This is a genomic window from Domibacillus sp. F004 (assembly GCF_057814295.1).
On record NZ_JBVATB010000003.1, the window covers coordinates 506,801 to 524,115 of the forward strand.

Below are 17,315 nucleotides of genomic sequence, written 5' to 3' on the forward strand. Positions count from 1 at the left end.
GCCATTCTATTTCTTTATCTTTTTTAGGCCATGCATGATGCCATATTTCTCATGGCCAAAATAATCATGAAGCTCTACATAATATTGATAAAGCTCATCATATATTTTTACATTTTTCGCGATCGGACGGAACGTTTCTTCTTTCACTTTTGCCATCTTCTCAGCTGCTTCGAAAATCGTCTTGTAGCCGCCCGTTTCCTCTCCTGCTGCAACGGCTGCATACATGGCTGCACCAAGAGCAGTCGTTTGATGAGAATCAGGTATTTTAATTTCCCGATTCATAATATCGGCATAAATTTGCATAAGCAATTTATTTCGCTGCGGCAACCCGCCGCTCGCAAACAGTTCAGTAACCTCGATCCCGGCATCCGTATAATTTTCAATAATTTTTCTCGTGCCGAATGCGGTCGATTCTAATAAGGCCCGGTAGATTTCTTCCGGTTTCGTCGCTAATGTAAGCCCTACAATCGTTCCCGATAAATTGGCATCCACTAAGACAGAACGGTTTCCATTCCACCAGTCCAAGGCAATAAGGCCGGATTGCCCCGGTTTATAGCCAGATGCTTTCTCCTCCAATAATTGATGCACGCTCTTTCCTGCTTGTTCTGCTTGTTTTACGATATAACTAGGCACTGCATGATCCACATACCAAGCAAAAGAATCTCCTACAGCTACTTGTCCTGTCTCATAACTGTAATAGCCTGGAATGATTCCATCTTCTACAATTCCGCATACACCTTCCATTTTTTTCTCTTTATCTGCGATCAGCATGTGGCAGGTAGATGTCCCCATCGCCATCACAAATTGTCCTGGATGTACGGCGCCAACCGCAGCTACTCCTGCATGAGCATCAATTATTCCGACAGCTACGGAAATTCCCGGTAAAAGCCCTAAACGCTCGGCCATTTCTTCAGTCAGTTCTCCAGCTTTTTCGCCAATGGATTGAACCGCTCCACGCATTTTAGTTTCTAAAATATGTTCAAGACGAGGATTCAGCGCTTTAAAAAAAGAAGCTGCCGGATACCCATTTTGCTTACTCCAAAATGCTTTGTAGCCGCATGTATTACTGCTGCGAACAAGATTGTCTGTTAATCGAGAGGTCACCCAGTCACAGGCTTCCATAAATAAGTCTGTTTCCTCAAAAATCTCTGGTGCTTCTTTTAAAATTTGAAGGATTTTAGGGAACATCCATTCTGAAGAAATTTTCCCGCCATAGAGGCTTAAAAATGCTTCGTTCCTTTCCTTTGCAAGCTCGGTGATTTCATCTGCTTCGCTTTGTGCTGCATGATGTTTCCATAATTTCACCCAACTATGCGGGTTGCTTTCCCATTTTTGATCAAAACATAATGGATTCCCCACATTGTCTAACGGAAGAATAGTTGACGACGTAAAGTCAATTCCGATTCCGATGACATCGCTTTTTTCTATTTTCGCCATGCTTATGACTTTAGGGACCGATTGGTACAGCACCTCTAAATAATCCCGCGGATGCTGCAGGGCCCAATCTTGCGGTAGAGGTTTTCCATTCGGCAATGCCTCGTCCAATACTCCATGTTTGTAAGAAGTTACGTGAGTGGCGATTTCCTCCCCAGTCATCACGTCAACTAATAATACTCGTCCTGATTCCGTTCCAAAATCTACTCCAATTGTATATTTTCTAGTCAAACCGTTTCCCCCCTTCCCTCATCTTGATTCGTAAAAATGTATGGCAGTAAATCTCCTTATAAAGCTGTATCCAATTCATTTAAGTTACCAACAAAAGCCCAGTACTCAAGAGAGCCCCAGGCAGTTAGCTTTCGTTCATTTCTTCTCTTTTTTCGCCTCCTTTTCTTTGACAAGTGGATAGCGGATGGTCCTTTATCGAACCGTTTTACGGATCGATAAAGACAGAAAAGACCTACAAATGATCTTGAAAAATAATTGTTTTGTTTTTCCCTGCTGATTTCGCTTTATAAAGAGCTGAATCAGCCTCTTCAATTAATTGATCCGGCGTCTGGCGATCTTTTTTATACGTTGAGATCCCTAGTGAAATGGTAACAGGCTTCCCTGTTGAATTCTCCATCTGCTCTACTGCTTTCCTAAGCCCCTCTGCCGCCGCATAAGTCACTTCCCTTTTTTCACTATCTATTAATAGACAAAACTCTTCTCCTCCATATCGAAAACAAATATCTTGTTTTCTAGACACCTTACGCATTACAGCGGCTAAAGACTTTAAAACTTCATCTCCCACTACATGTCCATACGTATCATTTACACACTTAAAATTGTCAATATCCATAAGGATTAGAAAGAATGTGTGCCTATTTTCCATCCATTCTTGAATGGTTAAATCAAATGCCCTTCGATTAGCTAACCCTGTTAATCCATCTCGTCTAATTTCAGCAGATAAAAAGTTCAAGTAATTGCTAATATGCCGATAAAGTTGCCGCACTTCATAGATAGACAGTTTCATGTTTGGCATATTCATCTGTTCATTCTTGCTATAGCCATAGGATGTTGCTTCTTCGGAAAATTTGGCCAGCTTATTCAGCGGACTTGAAATAAAAACAGCGACTCCTACCGCACCTAGGATAATTATAAGAAACAAGGGGAGAGACTGTAGAAACATTTGATGAATTAAATGATTTAGCGGCTTTTTTACAATCGTACTCGGCGTTTGAGAAACAATCCCCCATCCAGTGCTTTCCATATAAGAATAACCAGCAAAGTAATCGTCCCCTAATGTGTTTGTCACTTGTTCCGAGCCATCTTTGCCCGTGATCACTTTTTGAACAACCATATTGTCCAATGCAATGTCATTGATTCTTTTTGGGTCTGGATGAAAAAGGATCCTCCCTTTAGAATCCACTACATAAACGTAAGAGTCATTTTGATGAAAATGATCACTTAGCAATTTGCTTAGTATATTTTCTTCTTGAAGATAAATGCTTCCTCCAATGAAACCTTCGTACACTCCTTCTTCGTTAAAAAAAGGAGCAGACATCAAAATAAGTATCCGTCCGCTTTCTCCGATATATGGTTTTGAGATGAGCGGTGTTTTTAATGTTACGGCTTCCAGTGAAGATTCAGAAGTTAATACAGTTCCAGCATTTAGACGAGCTGTTGAAGAGCTGAAAAGTTGAATTGTACGGCTCTTGTCTGCAATAAAGATAGAATTAAATAGTTCTTTGTTGGATTGCATCCAAAGATTAAGAGACTGTTGTGTCATCATCCCCTGTTCTTGTGCTTTAGCGATCGAATTGATATTTTGTATCATTACTGTGACGATCCTATCTGTATCAGAAGAAAGTTTTTTGGCATAACCTTGATTGCTTTCTAGATAACTTGAAATTAAAGACTCTTTATTCGCTTTGAATGCCGCATAACCGCTCGCTGTAGCTGTCATTATGACGGACAGTAAAATTAACATAGTAATGATGAAAGGAAGTGTCATCAATTTGTGTCTATGCATACTCTTTTTCTCCTTCAAGAATATAGATAAAGGTCTTTATATCCATTGTTTTTCATCCTATCGTTCGCCATCGTTCGCTATTCTCAGTAAAATCTATGGCCAATTCTTTCTATTATAGCAAGTAAACTTAAAATTCCAATATTTGAACAGAAATTCATCAAATAAAGATAAATTTCATTCTATTTCTATGTTATTATAAATTAAATTGAAATTTCAGATAAATATAAACTCAATATTTGCCTAAAGCTCCTCGTGAAACAGTCAAGCTAAAGTTAGACCCCTACCTACTTCATACACATTCTTGAAAAAAAGATAAACAGCAGAAATTTCATTTTTACAGATTTTCCGAACGAGAAAGCCCATTACAGTGCGACAGCACCCCTTTAGGGATGGGATGATATAGAAGAAAGATTTTCCTTGATCAAAAAGTAGATCAAAGGTTTAAAGAGATGGTGCATGAAATATGTGAATCGCTAAAAATTGAGATTGTTGCTTTAGAATGCGACAAAGATCATACACATATGTTTCTAAATACACTACCCACACTAAGCCCTGCAAACATAATGGCGAGAATTAAAGGAGTGACATCTAAACAGTTGCGTGAAGAATTTCCGCACCTACGACACTTGCCTAGTTTGTGGACACGTTCCTATGTTGTATCTACCGCAGGAAATGTATCGAGTGCAACGATCAAACGATACGTTGAAAATCAGAAAAAGCGTAACTAGAATGGAGCTGAAACCCATGGCAAGAAAGAGTACGCCAACTTATACAATCGAATTTGCTTTATACATTCCTGTTTGGCAACAACACCGTTTGGAAAAGAAATTCAAGATTGCTCGGAACGTCTACAATTCTTGTCTAGGTGAAGCTCTCAAACGTCATAAACGTGTGAAAGCTGATAAAGAGTATCGTGCTGTGCTTAGCGAACCCAAGTCCAAAGAACGTGATAAACAGCTATCAGACATACGTTTAGTCTACGGCTTTTCTGAGTACGCTTTGCATGATTTTGTGAAAGCTGTTCAACGCAAATTTAAAGAAAATATAGGAAGCTTTGAAGCGCAAAAACTTGCTACAAGGGCTTTTCAAGCAGTAGAAAAACTACATTATGGAAAAGCGAAAAAAGTACACTTCAAAGCATTTGGTGATGATATTTCCGTTGAGAATAAATCAAATACCACTGGTTTGCGATATGCAGATGGCCATATTCTTTGGGGCGATAGACCGACAAAGAAAAATCCTAAACCTAAGAATTGGCTGTGTATGCCAACTGAACCGAAAGCCAATGATGAATATGCTCATTTAGCCTTAATGGATAAGACAAAGTACGTGCGTATCTTGAAACGTGAAGTTCGTGGTAAGGTGCGATACTTCGTTCAACTCATTCAAGAAGGCTACCCACCAATAAAACGCAATCGAAAGATCGCTGATGATGAAACCAAACGGGTAGGGATCGACATTGGTTCATCTACAATCGCAATTAGTAGTGAAAATACAGTAGAACTTCGTGAACTTGCACCAGAGTGTAATGCTGATGAAGAAGAACTGCGACGTATCCAACGCAAAATGGATAGATCTAAGCGAGCTACCAATCCCGACAATTTCAATAACAATGGAACGGTTAAGAAAGGTAGACGAACTTGGAACTTTTCCAGCCGATACGAGAAGTTGCGTCAGAAACGCAAAGAACTATATCGGAAAATGGCTACCCGACGGAAAATGTCGCACGAGAAATTAGGGAACGATATTCTTGTTCTTGGTTCTGATATACGAGTGGAAACCATGCGATTCCACTCTCTACAAAAACGTGCGAAGAATACTACTCGCAATAAGATGAATGGCAAGATTAACCGTAAGAAACGGTTCGGGAAATCAATCGCCAACCATGCTCCTGCCATGCTACTAACGATTGTTGATCGTAAACTTGGTTATAAAGGACGGTCAATTAACAAGATAGATACCTACTCTACAAAAGCAAGTCAGTTCAATCATCTAACTAGCGAATACAACAAAAAACAAATCTCAGAACGTTGGAATGATTTTGGAGAGTTCCGCATCCAACGTGATTTATATAGTGCCTTCTTAATAGGCAATACGAATGAAACTCTCAATTCCGTTGATGTGGATTTATGCAACGCACAATGGGATCGCTTTGTTGAATTGCATAATCGTGAGATTGCACGATTGAAACAATCAAACAGTAAACTATTACGTTGGTTTGTCGCATAAATACAAATCTGCTTGGTCGTGACAACGCCCAAGAGAGTTCGGAACGATAAGCACATCAAGAGTCTTTTTAGGCTTATTGAGAGAAGTGCCTTGCTATACGCAATACGTCCGTTAATGTTCTAGGAGAACGCACACCAGTGCTTTGATAGAAACTCTTTCCGCAAGGAAAGATAAGGATATCATTGAGAAGTTTGCTAGATGCTATGTATCCACTGTACCCTAGAACCCCACTGCTTCAGCGGTGGGAGTTGTCAGAGATGTCTTTACTGAACATACGATCACTTAGAATAAGAATCGGCTGTCGGCTTTTCTTATAGATTGAAAAAGATTGGATCCACATCAATTCCTTTGTTCTAGTCTTAAAGATTTACATAACTTATAATAAAAAATAAGTATTTTTTTCTTTCTATGGAAGGTTGATGAATATATGGACAAATTGTACAATTCTTTTTACTTAAGGACGGTTCGTCACGAAGAGACCTTTCCCCCTGATTATGAACGTGTGATGAAAGATTTATATGATATTCAGTACGCACTTGATCAGTCTTCAATTTTAGCCATTACAAATGAAAAAGGAATCATTACCTATGTGAATGACCGTTTTTGTGAAATCTCCCAATATGAACGGAATGAACTCCTTGGACAAACGCACCGCCTCATCAATTCCGGCTTTCATCCCCTATCCTTTTTTCAGCACATGTGGAAAACGATCAAGCAGGGCGATATTTGGCAAGGCGATATCAAAAACCGGGCGAAAGACGGCTCAGAGTACTGGGTGAACACAACGATTGTACCCTTTCTCAATAATCAAGGCCTCCCTTACCAGTTTATTTCGATACGAAGCGATATCACCGATCGGAAAAAAGCCGAAGAACAGCTGAAATTGGCCTTGAAAAATGATTTCCAGCAAACCGTGAAAAACTTGCAAAATGCTATTTTTAAATACAGACAGACCGATGAGGACGAATTTCAGCTTACATTGCTTGAAGGAAAAGTTTCGGAGTCTTTAGGCTATACCACTCATTCCGTGCAAGGGAAGAAACTAGATGACCTTTTTCCAGCAAAAGTGGTCAAAAAAATAAATGCCTATTTTGTTAAAGCCTATCAGGGAAAAGCCATCGACTTCGAAATCAGAATTTTCAAGTATACGTTTCTGATTTACTTATCGCCTATCTTTGAAAAGGGCCAAATTGTCGAAGTAGTCGGGACAGCGACCGATATTACAGAGCGGAAAAAAGCCGAAAAAGCGATCTACCGTGTAGCTCATTATGATTACTTAACGGGACTTCCAAATCGCCGTCTGTTTCAAAAAAACATGAAAAAAGTTGAATCTGCCGGCAATGAGCCGTTTGCGGTTGTGTTCCTCGATCTCGACCGCATTAAAAATATTAATGATACGATGGGTCATAATATGGGGGACCAAGTATTAAAATCCGTCTCGATACGGATTGATGAGTGCCTTCGCCCAGGGGATCTGGTCGCTCGTATTGGAGGTGATGAATTCGCTGTTGTATTGCCTAATACAGCCCGCAAAGAAGCGGAGGAAATAGCAGAGCGCATCATCCGTAATATTGAGAGACGCATAACCTTTCATGAAACAGAAATTTTTGTAACGGCCAGTATGGGCATTAGCATGTACCCCGATGATGGACAAGACAGTGAGACATTGCTTAAACATGCTGATGCAGCGATGTACTTAGCGAAAGAAACAGGGAAAAATAATTATCAGTTTTTCACAAAAGAACTCGAGGAAAAAAATGCGAAGAAAATGAGACTTGAACGGGAGTTGCATAAAGCACTTGAACGCCGCCAATTTCATTTGCACTATCAGCCTCAAGTTGATCTTCAATCGGGCCGCCTATTAGGTGTAGAAGCTCTTATCCGGTGGAAACATCCGGAGCTTGGTACAGTGTCACCCGATGACTTTATTCCGCTTGCCGAAGAAACAGGCTTAATTGTGCCGATTGGCCATTGGGTGCTGCAAACGGCCTGCCTTCAAAATAAAAAGTGGCAGGATGCCGGGTTTCCAGCTGTCCGAATCAGTGTCAATGTCTCTATGCGACAGTTCTCACAGCCTCATTTTGTCGACATGGTGAAAGAAGTGCTGGAACAAACCGGTTTATCTTCTGATTGGCTGGACCTCGAAGTAACGGAAAGCATGTCGCTTGAAGGTGAGTTTTTCCATTCTGTGTTGCAAAAATTAAAAGACTTATCCATTCATGTCAGTATAGACGATTTTGGGACAGGCTATAGTTCCCTCAGTTCGCTCCGTCATTTTTCAGTTAATCGGCTTAAAATTGATCAGACCTTCGTCAACACATTGGATGACACAAATAAAGCCATTGTCGCAATGATCATTGCACTCGCTAAAAGTTTGAAGATGAAGGTTCTTGCAGAAGGGGTTGAAACGGTCGAACAGGTCGCTTTTTTAAAAGAAATGAACTGCGATGAAGCCCAGGGCTACTTTTTTGCCAAACCAATGCCGGCAGAAAAAATGGACCTCTTATTTAAAATAAAAAGAAGAGGAGATGACACGAATGGGTTTTAAAAAAATTCAAAAAAGATTGTATCAACAGCGAGTGGCATACTTAAAGATGAAAAAACAGAGAAAAGGCGAAAACTATTGCTTTTTCTGTTTTAGCACAAGCAAAGAAACTGAAAAAGAAATAAGTGATGATCAGAGCATGATTCCATTTAGGAATCATGCTCTTTTATTACCTAGTCATTCTATTCATTTATTTCTTCATCAATAGGTATTAATCTGTCCTTGTCTGAATATGAATCATTTAGGGACAATTTAATGTGTGCTACTCTAATGATACTTGGAGGTACATAATATGAATACAGAACCTACTTGCCGACTCATTCGTTCGTCCAAAACCTACCATGGCAAACAGGGATTTGACTATGCAGAAGCCATATCAAAAGAAAGCGTCGGTTCTAATGGGATCTGCATGCATTTGTTGACAATCCCACCCGGACAGCGAGCAAAAGCACACCTTCATCAAGACCACGAGACAGCCATCTATATGCTTCAAGGGAAATCGGCCATGTGGTATGGGGAGAAACTGGAGAAGCATATGAACGTGGACGAAGGCGACTTTTTATATATTCCAGCAGGCATGCCCCATCTTCCTTATAATCCCGATAAATTTGAATCTTGTACAGCACTGATTGCTCGTACAGATCCAAGTGAGCAAGAAAGTGTCCTTCTCCTCCCGGAACTCGATGCCTTATGGGAAAAGACACAGCCGTAAATGGAACCCTTCTCTATTCTTATTGAACTTAAAACAGAAGCCATCAACCTTTCTACTGAAAGATTGATGGCTTCTGTTTTATCTCCAAGGAAAAGCTCATTAATTATTCTCAGCCATCCGTCCGAGGGGGCCGTTTTCGTCGATGATATCCTGTAAATCATATACGGAGATTGGAAACATGGGGAAACCAAAGACATATGGGGTGATGTCATACAACTGAAAATAGATTACCAGGGCTTTGTCCGCAATGTAAAAATCTTGATTGGGCTGAATGTCGGTAAATTCGTCCAGAAGCTGAATATCACGTTGTTTGATTTGTGCGCGAATGATGGTGGAGAGCTTTTTGACATAATCACTTCCCGGTTTGAATAAGTCTTTCAGTTCACAAAACTTCCCTTTTTGCAAATCGAACGTCAACGACTTAATATACGTCATCCCGTGGGCCGCATGATCGTGGTACGCATAATTGGACAGCGATACACTCAGAACTTGGCGCTGGTTATTTTTGATTTCATAAGTACCAAGCATTTGGACGACTGCTGTCGGCATGTTTCCAACTTGCTGATGAATAAGCTGATTGGTCTGATTAGCAATCATTCCGTTAATGGATCTTTCTAATCCTTGATTTTGCATGTCGGTCACCTTCGGATAAAAGACGGTTTTATCCGGCCCGCTGTTGATTTTCATCGTTTTGATGCTCACTGGTAACGTATTAGGCACATTTCTCCATCCTTTTTTGTTTTTAACCCATCGTATTCTTAAAAAGAGAAAGGTGTGCAAAAGGAAAACTATGTTCCAGCGCAATTATAGATGATCTTGAAAGTTCTATTTTAACGATAATTTTAGCAATCTCCACCAAAAGACTTCTACACGAGTCTTCTTTTTCTATTCTTTTTTCCCCATCTCTCGTATAACCCTATCCACTTTTTCTTTTAATTCTTCATACTTTACTGCACTTGTTAACTGCTGCAGGGGGTCAATGTTAAAGATCAGTCTGCCCATTGTTTTTTGCGCCCATGCTTGGACAAAAAAAGAAAATGGCATTGCTACAAGAACGGTAACAATTCTTGAATTATTGAGTAAAGGCTTAGAGAAATAACGCAGGCGAACGCCTACCCGAAATTCATCTCCCCCTTATCGTTGGGCTACACCCTTCACACGATTGAAGAGGGAGACTTCTTTCGGAGTAATCTGTTAAAATATTAGTTGAATGCTCGTTTTATGGTCTAACGCCAGAAGCCGTAAATCTTTGTTTTTTATTGTCCCACGTATAAACGGCGGTCACTTTATCCCATCCGCCTCCATTTCGGTACTTCTTCCAATCTTGATAAATAACGGATGTTGAAAGGCGTATGCCTTGATCCCCCATTACATTTAATATTCTTACAAGACTTCCTTTTTGCATTCTGTATACAGCGGCCTGTGTATTGGATGGGCCATATTCATAGGTTGTAACAATTTGATACTCACTTTTGACGGGGTTAAAAATGGTTAATTTCGCGGCCGGATAGCCGTTGTCACTTTTAATGCCCTTCGCCGCTTGTGTGACGGTGTTGCCCTTCACCCAAAATAAGTTTCCTTGTTTTGATAAAATAACGGTTTCATTTTGACGATCTTTATCCAAATCAATATGCTTTATATCTAAAACCGTTTCTTTTGGATATTTCGCTGTGAAGCTGGACGGCATATTCGGTTTGATGTCCAAAGCACTAGTCGCTACATAGGCTGGTTTATTATTGTAACGAATTTCAGACCAGCCGCCTGGCTTGCTGCCATACACATATGTACTTGCACCTTTTTTTAGTGAACCGATTATTTTGGCTTTCGGGCTCGGGTTCGCTCTTACAGCCACGCTTGGTGATGTCTTCACTGTAGCTTGTACGCCACCCGGATTGCTTGACGATCCATTCGGCGTTAAATAACCGGATGCCACATAACCTGCTTTGTTGTTGTATTTAATTTTGGACCAGCCGCCCGGTTCTATATTGTATACATACACAACTGCTCCGTTTTTGAGAGAACCGACTACTTTTGCTCTCGGGCTTGGGTTTTCACGCACGTTTAATGTCGTCTTCACATTGACCGTGTGGTGTCCGGTACTTGCCTCGGCTTGCTTTACGGGAATGAGGGTGATCAACAAAAGAAAAACAATCATCCATCCCATCATTTTTTTCATAAATATCCCTCCACTGTATTTCTCAAATAACAGCATCTATTATACCATATCTTATTTCCTTTATATTCATCTTTTATTTTCAAGTCATTTACTCTACTACCTCTATTTTATAAGACTTCAAGGTTCTCCATCATCGGTCCTGTTCAATTTTAACGGTTTACTTAACTAGCAGCTTCTGTTAACGTCATTCCCTTTAAAGAACTGGATTGAAAGCTAAAAAGGATAATAGTACAATGTATATAGAACTATTTTTATTTCCATATATATGAAAAGAGGGAGATTTAGTGAAGAAGATTATTTTTTCTTTTGTGATGACCTTTGTATTGGTCATCACGACACTCGGCGCAGATACGTCAGCCGCTGCCCGATTTAAAGATGTTCCCGCCACTTACTGGGCAAACAAGCAAATCGAGTATTTAGCTGCGAAAGGGATCATTCAGGGGAACACAAATGGAACATTTGGTCCACAAAACGAAGTAACACGTGCCCAAGTCGCCATTATGATGACCCGCGCTCTTAAACTACCAAAAACGAACGTCACAAATCCCGGCTTTAGCGATGTGAAAACAGACTTTTATGCGTACCATGACATTGCAGCGCTCACAAATGCCGGTATTTTTCCGAAAACGGTCAAATTCGAACCGAATCGCGCCATGACACGCGGCGAAATGGCGCTTGTGCTTGTAAAAGCCTTTCATCTCTCCGGTACCTATTCCGGCCGTATTTATGACAGTGGAAGCAATAAGGCGCTCAGTCAGGCTATTCACGCGATGGCCGCCAATAAAATTACGACCATTGACGAAAAAGGACAGTACCTCCCGAACCAGAAACTGACACGAGTGCAATTTTCCGTCTTCTTAGCGAGAGCCATCGACCCGAAATTCCGTCAGTTGGCCGTTCAAAAAGATTTCTTAACAAGTGCTTCTAAAGGAAAAGTGGGCGTTTGTTCGGTTCCATTTTATAAAAATAAAACCATTAAAATGGTGCGCAGCACGTTAGGCCAGCCCCGTGATGCATTTTACTGGAACGGTGGGTATGCGCAGTATTATGGCCGATGTGCCTACTATTTTGATGATAGTACCAGCTTGAATGCTAAAATGACGGGCATTGAATATGCTCCGCATGATCCAGACTTCACATTAACAAAAGCGAAACAACTACTTGGGCAGCCCGATGAGGAATGGTATGACGATGTGGAAGGAACGGGTTGGACGCTTGTTTATGATCTTAACCATTATGCTGTTTTCATGAGTGCCTCTGAAAAACATGGACCTATTGATTTGATTTTCTTTAAAGGTAGTTCCTATTAGTGAACAACTCACCACTTAACACCCTTTCGGATTGTTTGAAGTGGGCGCTTCCTGATTCACAGATCACAGCATAACAGGGTGACCTGATACGTCTTACACGATCTCCACAGGCGTGGATTATACTGTTTGGACATGACCCTGCCCTACAGTGATGATGCTTTACTCAGTCGCAGACAATTGTTCTAGTCCTTTTTTAAGAATGTTCAGACTGGCATTGTGGTCACGATCTAATACAACGCCGCATTTTGTGCAGACGTGTGTACGGATAGACAGGGATTTCTTTACACGCTCGCCGCAAGAAGAGCAGTCTTGTGAGGTGTACTTCGGTTCTACTTTGATCAGTATACCGCCCTGTTTCTCGCACTTGTAGGCCAGCATATTTCTGAACATCCCCCATCCAGCATCAGAAATGGACTTGGATCGTTTTTTATTTTTCACCATGTTTCGGATAGTTAGATTTTCTACCGCAATAACGGAATAATCCTTTGACAAGTTATAGCTTAGCTTATGAAGGAAATCACGGCGCTGATTCGCCACTTTTTCATGAAGCTGGCGGACACGTTGCACCTGCTTGATATAATTGGCAGTGACTCTTTTCTTCCTAGAGAGCTGACGCTGTGCTTTCTTCAACTGTTTCTCTTTCTTGCGTAGAAATCTTGGATTCTCATATTCCGTTCCATTAGAAAGAACCGCATACTTATGGATGCCAACGTCCATACCAACTGAATTATTCGCATCAATAGATGATGGCGTTGCTTGTCTTTCGACACAGAAAATAGCATACCATTTGCGGCCTTGACGTTTGATGATAAGCTGCTTGATTTTGCCTTTAATCGGACGGTGAAGCAGAATATCTATTTCACCTAACTTTGTATTGTACAGCTTGCTGTTGTCTGAAAAGGACATGGCCATTCGATACCCTTTGTTATTGAAGCCAAATTGAGGAAAAGACATACTGTTATAGTCTTTGTACTTCTTCACTTTTGGATACTTTGAGTCTTTACGAAAGAAGCTGTCGAACGCTTTTTTAGACGAACAAAAACCTCCTGCAAAGGCTGCGAAGGCATATCTTTTAGAAATACATGTTCTTTTTTGTCCATCGTCAATTGTCTTTGCATATCATCACGGTTATAGTTTTCTTTGTTTTGTTTATACTTGCGTTCTTTGTCCAAAAGGGCAGAATTGTAGAGTTGACGGCAATAATGCAGCCAGCGGTCTAACATTTCCTCTTGTTCTTCTGTTGGAAAGATTTCGTATTTCTGATTCAACAACATGGCCATCACCTCTCATTATTTCTGACCTTGGCTTTCCATATATTTTTTACAGAATGAAACAGCCTGCATGCTATTAATTAACCTTCTAAAGAAGTTTAATCGCTTCTTTTAGAAGGTTAATTTCTTTCAATATTTCTTCTTTAATCCTCATCTTTTGGCAACGCTCATAATCGCTATATAAACGACTGAGCTCATGACTAAAAATAAGTCGGTCTTTATCGTCACTCATGGCGATGGGTACCTTCCCATTTCTGCAGCCCGGCTATCGTAGTCACTTAACCTTAGATCCGTGGCTTTGCGTCCTACTCTTTCAAGTAGTTTGCCTTTAATTTTTTAGTTACCTGTGACTTTTTCTCTTCATTCCCTGAAAAAAATTAAAAAATTACGTTTTTTTATATAATATTTAATATTATCCTTTAATCTTTCATTTCTTTACTATAATAATAAATTTTCATAAAAATGCAACTACTCAAAAGTCTAAGCCCCGACTTTCAGCTCTAAAATTCAGTTGATTTTTTTCTCTATTTCATTTCTGAAAATAAATCTTCCTCATCTTACTTGTCCATTCGATTTTATTATTAATATTCTACTCAGAACAAGGAGTACCTCTTTCCATAGCCAACCCCGATCCATTTTTTTTATTCCTTTACGTATAAATAATAGCTAGTACTCGGCTAGATCATCCGGTGTATTCTTTATAGCTTATAAAAATTCCAATAATAAAAAGAAAAAGAGAGCGACTGTTGAATTTCAACCAGCCTCTCTCTTTTCTTATTTGACGATCATAACCGGACACCGGGCACGTTTTGCTACTTTATGGCTGACGCCGCCGAGTACCATTTCTTGTAGACCATTCAATCCGCGGCTGCCCAGTACAATATAATCAATTTCATTTTTGTTTGCGTATTCAACGATAGCAGGTCCTGGTACACCATGAAGAAGTTTTAACGAATGGGCTACTCCTGCCTCATCTAGTTTTTGTTTCGTACTTTCTAGCTGCTTCTTTCGCTTTTGTTCCCGTGCAAATGAACCGTTACTATGCAAAACGTCTTCTTTTGATTGATCAAAATCAACGACATAGGCCACAATAATCTCTTTCTCAAGACCTTTTGCGAGCTTAATAGCCTCATCTGTGGCACGCAATGCATGCTCGGAACCATCAGACGCCAACAAAATTTTTCCACTCAATGGGGTTCCCCCTTTTTATTTTTATAAAAAGCGCATTGCTTTTACACAATGCGCTTTTAAATAAATCAATGCCCGGACAGTTTTCCAGCCGGCTTATCATGAACAGCCATCTTTTGAATCATTGACGAACTGGCTTTATTTAATCCACTTAACGACACATTTATGCCGTTATCGCGGTATTTTAAAACGATTTTATCAATAGCGGCCACTCCAGAATCGTCCCAAACATGTGCTTCTGAGAAATCAATATTCACGTTTTTAATTCCGTCAGGCTGATAATCAAATTCATCTACGAAATCCGTAACGGAAGCAAAAAAGATTTGCCCCTGGGCACGGTAGTCTAACGTAAGTCCATTACGTGATGACACGACGCGTACTTTTGATATTTTCGCTGTGAAGAAAAGGGCACTTAAAATAATGCCGGCAAACACACCTTTCGATAAATCATGGGTTATGACGACTGTCACAACAGTCACAACCATGACAATGGTATCTGTAATCGGAATTTTGGTCATGGCTTTTAATGATGACCAATCAAATGTACCAATCGACACCATGATCATGACCCCAACAAGTGCTGGCATTGGAATTTGCACAACCAATCCGCCAAGCACCATAATTAAAAATATGAGGACAACACCGGCTGTAAAAGTGGATAACCGGCCACGTCCGCCCGATTTTACATTGATAACAGACTGTCCGATCATGGCACAGCCGGCCATGCCGCCAAAAAATCCGTTAATGATATTGGCAATCCCCTGGCCGCGTGCTTCCTTGTTTTTGTTACTTCCTGTATCCGTCATGTCATCCACGATCGAAGCGGTCAAAAGGGACTCAAGAAGACCGACGATAGATAGTGCCAAAGCTGTTGGAAAAATAATGGACAGTGTCTCAAAATTAAGCGGCACATCCGGAATGAAGAAGGATGGCAAAGACTGAGTAATCGTTCCGAGATCGCCTACTGTCCGTAACTCAAATCCACCGTAAATCGCGATAACCGTCATAACGATAATGGCCACAAGCGGTGAAGGGACTGCTTTAACAAACCGCGGCAAAATGTAAATAATCGCAAGCGTGGCTGCTACAAATACATAGGTTATAGTCGAAACGCCCACAAAATGCGGCACCTGCGCCATAAAAATTAAAATGGCAAGAGCATTCACAAATCCTACCATGACTGAGCGTGGGATAAATTTCATGAAACGGGCCACTTTTAGCCAGCCAAACGTCAGCTGAAGAATGCCAGTTAAAATAGTCGCCGCAAATAAATACTGCAAACCATGATCCTTCACCAGTGTTACCATTACGAGAGCCATCGCGCCGGTTGCAGCTGAAATCATGCCCGGACGTCCGCCTATAAAGGCAATAACGACTGCAATACAAAAAGAGGCATATAATCCTACCATCGGATCAACTCCAGCGATAATGGAAAAAGCGATGGCTTCTGGAATTAACGCTAATGCAACGACAATTCCTGCCAGGATATCTCCTCTAATATTTGAAAACCATTCTTGCTTTAACTTCTCTACCACTTTTTTAATCTCCTCTGTTTATCTATTTTTTTTGCTTTCAACTCCCTTGAAAGCCAGTCCCGGTTTAAACTAAAAACAGTCTACCACCTTTCGTTCCAAAACGAAACCCTTTTGGAACGAAAAGAAACGAAAAAATATGTTATGATGAGCATAACGTTTTAAAAGTGAGGAGAAAAGAAAGTGAATATAGGCTACATAAGACCCTCTCAAAAAGATCCGAACTGCGAAATTCAATTAAAAACCTTGTTGGATTACGAATGTGTCATTACAGTCAAAGAAGAGCATTCTTCCGCTAAAAGAAGAACAAAGCTTGACGATATGCTTCTTCATCTTCAAAAAGGCGATAAAATCATCGCAGTCAATCTTTTTACAATGGCTGACTCCACCCGGCACCTTGTGGAGCTTCTACAAATGATTGAAGAAAAAGGAGCTTTTCTTCTGTCGATTAAAGAAGGCGTGGACACGAGCAGCCCGGATGGTTATCCCTTTATTGAGATTGTAAAGCATCTTGTGGAGTTTCAAAGTGATGTAATCAGCGAAAAAACAAAAAAAGGACTGCATGAAGCCAAACAAAAAGGCATTGCGACCGGAAGACCGAGAAAGCCCGATGAGAATGTACAACGTGCCATTATTATGTACGAAAGCAAAAAGTACAGTTTAGCTGAAATCAAAAACGAAACCGGGATCAGCAAATCGACGCTTTATCGATACTTGGAAAACTAACACCACTCAGAAATTTCATAATCGAAAAGATTAATAGCTAGTTGGTTCGGTGTTCTCCGGGGCATCTGGATGGGGACGGTTGGCCAATTTTTTGGCCGACAGTACCTTGGGAGTATCAGCAATATTTCCATCTTGATGATTGTAACAGGCTAGGACCGTTGCCTTTTGGCATTGC

At 40.5% G+C, this 17,315-nt stretch carries 13 protein-coding genes, 2 pseudogenes and 1 riboswitch; of the genes and pseudogenes, 7 read left to right on the forward strand and 8 right to left on the reverse strand.

Annotated elements, in window-relative coordinates; genetic code table 11:
- Positions 1 to 6: 6 nt before the first annotated feature.
- A complete protein-coding gene (locus ACZYRN_RS11175; RefSeq protein ID WP_488911659.1) occupies positions 7 to 1,665 on the reverse strand; it encodes a ribulokinase in 1,659 nt (552 codons plus the stop codon).
- Between the two features lie 232 nt (positions 1,666 to 1,897).
- Positions 1,898 to 3,451: a sensor domain-containing diguanylate cyclase gene (locus ACZYRN_RS11180; protein ID WP_488911660.1), complete on the reverse strand. Its 1,554-nt coding sequence runs from the start codon at positions 3,449 to 3,451 to the stop codon at positions 1,898 to 1,900.
- A gap of 398 nt (positions 3,452 to 3,849) precedes the next feature.
- Between ACZYRN_RS11180 and tnpA the strand changes: the two are divergent.
- The 5 genes and pseudogenes from tnpA to ACZYRN_RS11205 form a co-directional block, all read left to right on the forward strand.
- Positions 3,850 to 4,179, forward strand: a pseudogene (tnpA, locus tag ACZYRN_RS11185) (IS200/IS605 family transposase); the annotation flags it as partial.
- A gap of 16 nt (positions 4,180 to 4,195) precedes the next feature.
- A complete protein-coding gene (locus ACZYRN_RS11190) occupies positions 4,196 to 5,680 on the forward strand; it encodes a nuclease/transposase family protein (RefSeq protein ID WP_488911661.1) in 1,485 nt (494 codons plus the stop codon).
- Between the two features lie 427 nt (positions 5,681 to 6,107).
- The gene (locus ACZYRN_RS11195) at positions 6,108 to 8,228 is read left to right on the forward strand and encodes a sensor domain-containing protein (RefSeq protein WP_488911662.1); all 2,121 of its coding nucleotides are present in this window, start codon (positions 6,108 to 6,110) and stop codon (positions 8,226 to 8,228) included.
- Complete coding sequence (locus ACZYRN_RS11200) at positions 8,218 to 8,433, forward strand: hypothetical protein (RefSeq protein ID WP_488911663.1); 216 nt, start codon at positions 8,218 to 8,220, stop codon at positions 8,431 to 8,433. The genes ACZYRN_RS11195 and ACZYRN_RS11200 overlap by 11 nt, the downstream gene beginning before the upstream one ends.
- 84 nt (positions 8,434 to 8,517) lie before the next feature.
- Positions 8,518 to 8,937: a cupin domain-containing protein gene (locus tag ACZYRN_RS11205; RefSeq protein ID WP_488911664.1), complete on the forward strand. Its 420-nt coding sequence runs from the start codon at positions 8,518 to 8,520 to the stop codon at positions 8,935 to 8,937.
- Between the two features lie 99 nt (positions 8,938 to 9,036).
- Here the strand turns inward: ACZYRN_RS11205 and ACZYRN_RS11210 are convergent, their stop codons facing one another.
- A complete protein-coding gene (locus tag ACZYRN_RS11210) occupies positions 9,037 to 9,657 on the reverse strand; it encodes a DUF3298 and DUF4163 domain-containing protein (protein ID WP_488911665.1) in 621 nt (206 codons plus the stop codon).
- A gap of 499 nt (positions 9,658 to 10,156) precedes the next feature.
- The gene (locus tag ACZYRN_RS11215) at positions 10,157 to 11,113 is read right to left on the reverse strand and encodes an SH3 domain-containing protein (protein ID WP_488911666.1); all 957 of its coding nucleotides are present in this window, start codon (positions 11,111 to 11,113) and stop codon (positions 10,157 to 10,159) included.
- A gap of 284 nt (positions 11,114 to 11,397) precedes the next feature.
- On the opposite strand from ACZYRN_RS11215, the gene ACZYRN_RS11220 reads away from it, so the two are divergent.
- A complete protein-coding gene (locus tag ACZYRN_RS11220) occupies positions 11,398 to 12,423 on the forward strand; it encodes an S-layer homology domain-containing protein (protein ID WP_488911667.1) in 1,026 nt (341 codons plus the stop codon).
- 159 nt (positions 12,424 to 12,582) lie between these two features.
- On the opposite strand, the pseudogene ACZYRN_RS11225 reads toward ACZYRN_RS11220, so the two are convergent.
- The 4 genes and pseudogenes from ACZYRN_RS11225 to ACZYRN_RS11240 all read right to left on the reverse strand — a co-directional run bounded on the left by ACZYRN_RS11225 (position 12,583) and on the right by ACZYRN_RS11240 (position 16,417).
- Positions 12,583 to 13,703 (reverse strand): annotated as a pseudogene (locus ACZYRN_RS11225) (RNA-guided endonuclease InsQ/TnpB family protein).
- A gap of 79 nt (positions 13,704 to 13,782) precedes the next feature.
- Positions 13,783 to 13,926, reverse strand: a complete 144-nt coding sequence (locus ACZYRN_RS11230) for a hypothetical protein (protein ID WP_488911668.1) — start codon at positions 13,924 to 13,926, stop codon at positions 13,783 to 13,785.
- Positions 13,927 to 13,946: 20 nt separating this feature from the next.
- Positions 13,947 to 14,031, reverse strand: a riboswitch (cyclic di-GMP riboswitch).
- Positions 14,032 to 14,468: 437 nt separating this feature from the next.
- The gene (locus tag ACZYRN_RS11235; RefSeq protein ID WP_488911670.1) at positions 14,469 to 14,885 is read right to left on the reverse strand and encodes a universal stress protein; all 417 of its coding nucleotides are present in this window, start codon (positions 14,883 to 14,885) and stop codon (positions 14,469 to 14,471) included.
- Between the two features lie 65 nt (positions 14,886 to 14,950).
- Entirely contained in the window at positions 14,951 to 16,417 is a 1,467-nt protein-coding gene (locus tag ACZYRN_RS11240) for a SulP family inorganic anion transporter (protein WP_488911671.1), read from the reverse strand.
- Between the two features lie 180 nt (positions 16,418 to 16,597).
- Here ACZYRN_RS11240 and ACZYRN_RS11245 point away from each other — a divergent pair, with 180 nt between their 5' ends.
- Entirely contained in the window at positions 16,598 to 17,140 is a 543-nt protein-coding gene (locus ACZYRN_RS11245) for a recombinase family protein (RefSeq protein ID WP_488911672.1), read from the forward strand.
- Positions 17,141 to 17,315: the final 175 nt, after the last annotated feature.

Coding starts and splice junctions, on each gene's coding strand:
- ACZYRN_RS11180 (WP_488911660.1), bottom strand. CDS start 3,451: ATGCATAGACACAAATTGATGACACTTCCTTTCATCATTACTATGTTA.
- ACZYRN_RS11190 (WP_488911661.1), top strand. CDS start 4,196: ATGGCAAGAAAGAGTACGCCAACTTATACAATCGAATTTGCTTTATAC.
- ACZYRN_RS11195 (WP_488911662.1), top strand. CDS start 6,108: ATGGACAAATTGTACAATTCTTTTTACTTAAGGACGGTTCGTCACGAA.
- ACZYRN_RS11200 (WP_488911663.1), top strand. CDS start 8,218: ATGGGTTTTAAAAAAATTCAAAAAAGATTGTATCAACAGCGAGTGGCA.
- ACZYRN_RS11205 (WP_488911664.1), top strand. CDS start 8,518: ATGAATACAGAACCTACTTGCCGACTCATTCGTTCGTCCAAAACCTAC.
- ACZYRN_RS11215 (WP_488911666.1), bottom strand. CDS start 11,113: ATGAAAAAAATGATGGGATGGATGATTGTTTTTCTTTTGTTGATCACC.
- ACZYRN_RS11230 (WP_488911668.1), bottom strand. CDS start 13,926: ATGAGTGACGATAAAGACCGACTTATTTTTAGTCATGAGCTCAGTCGT.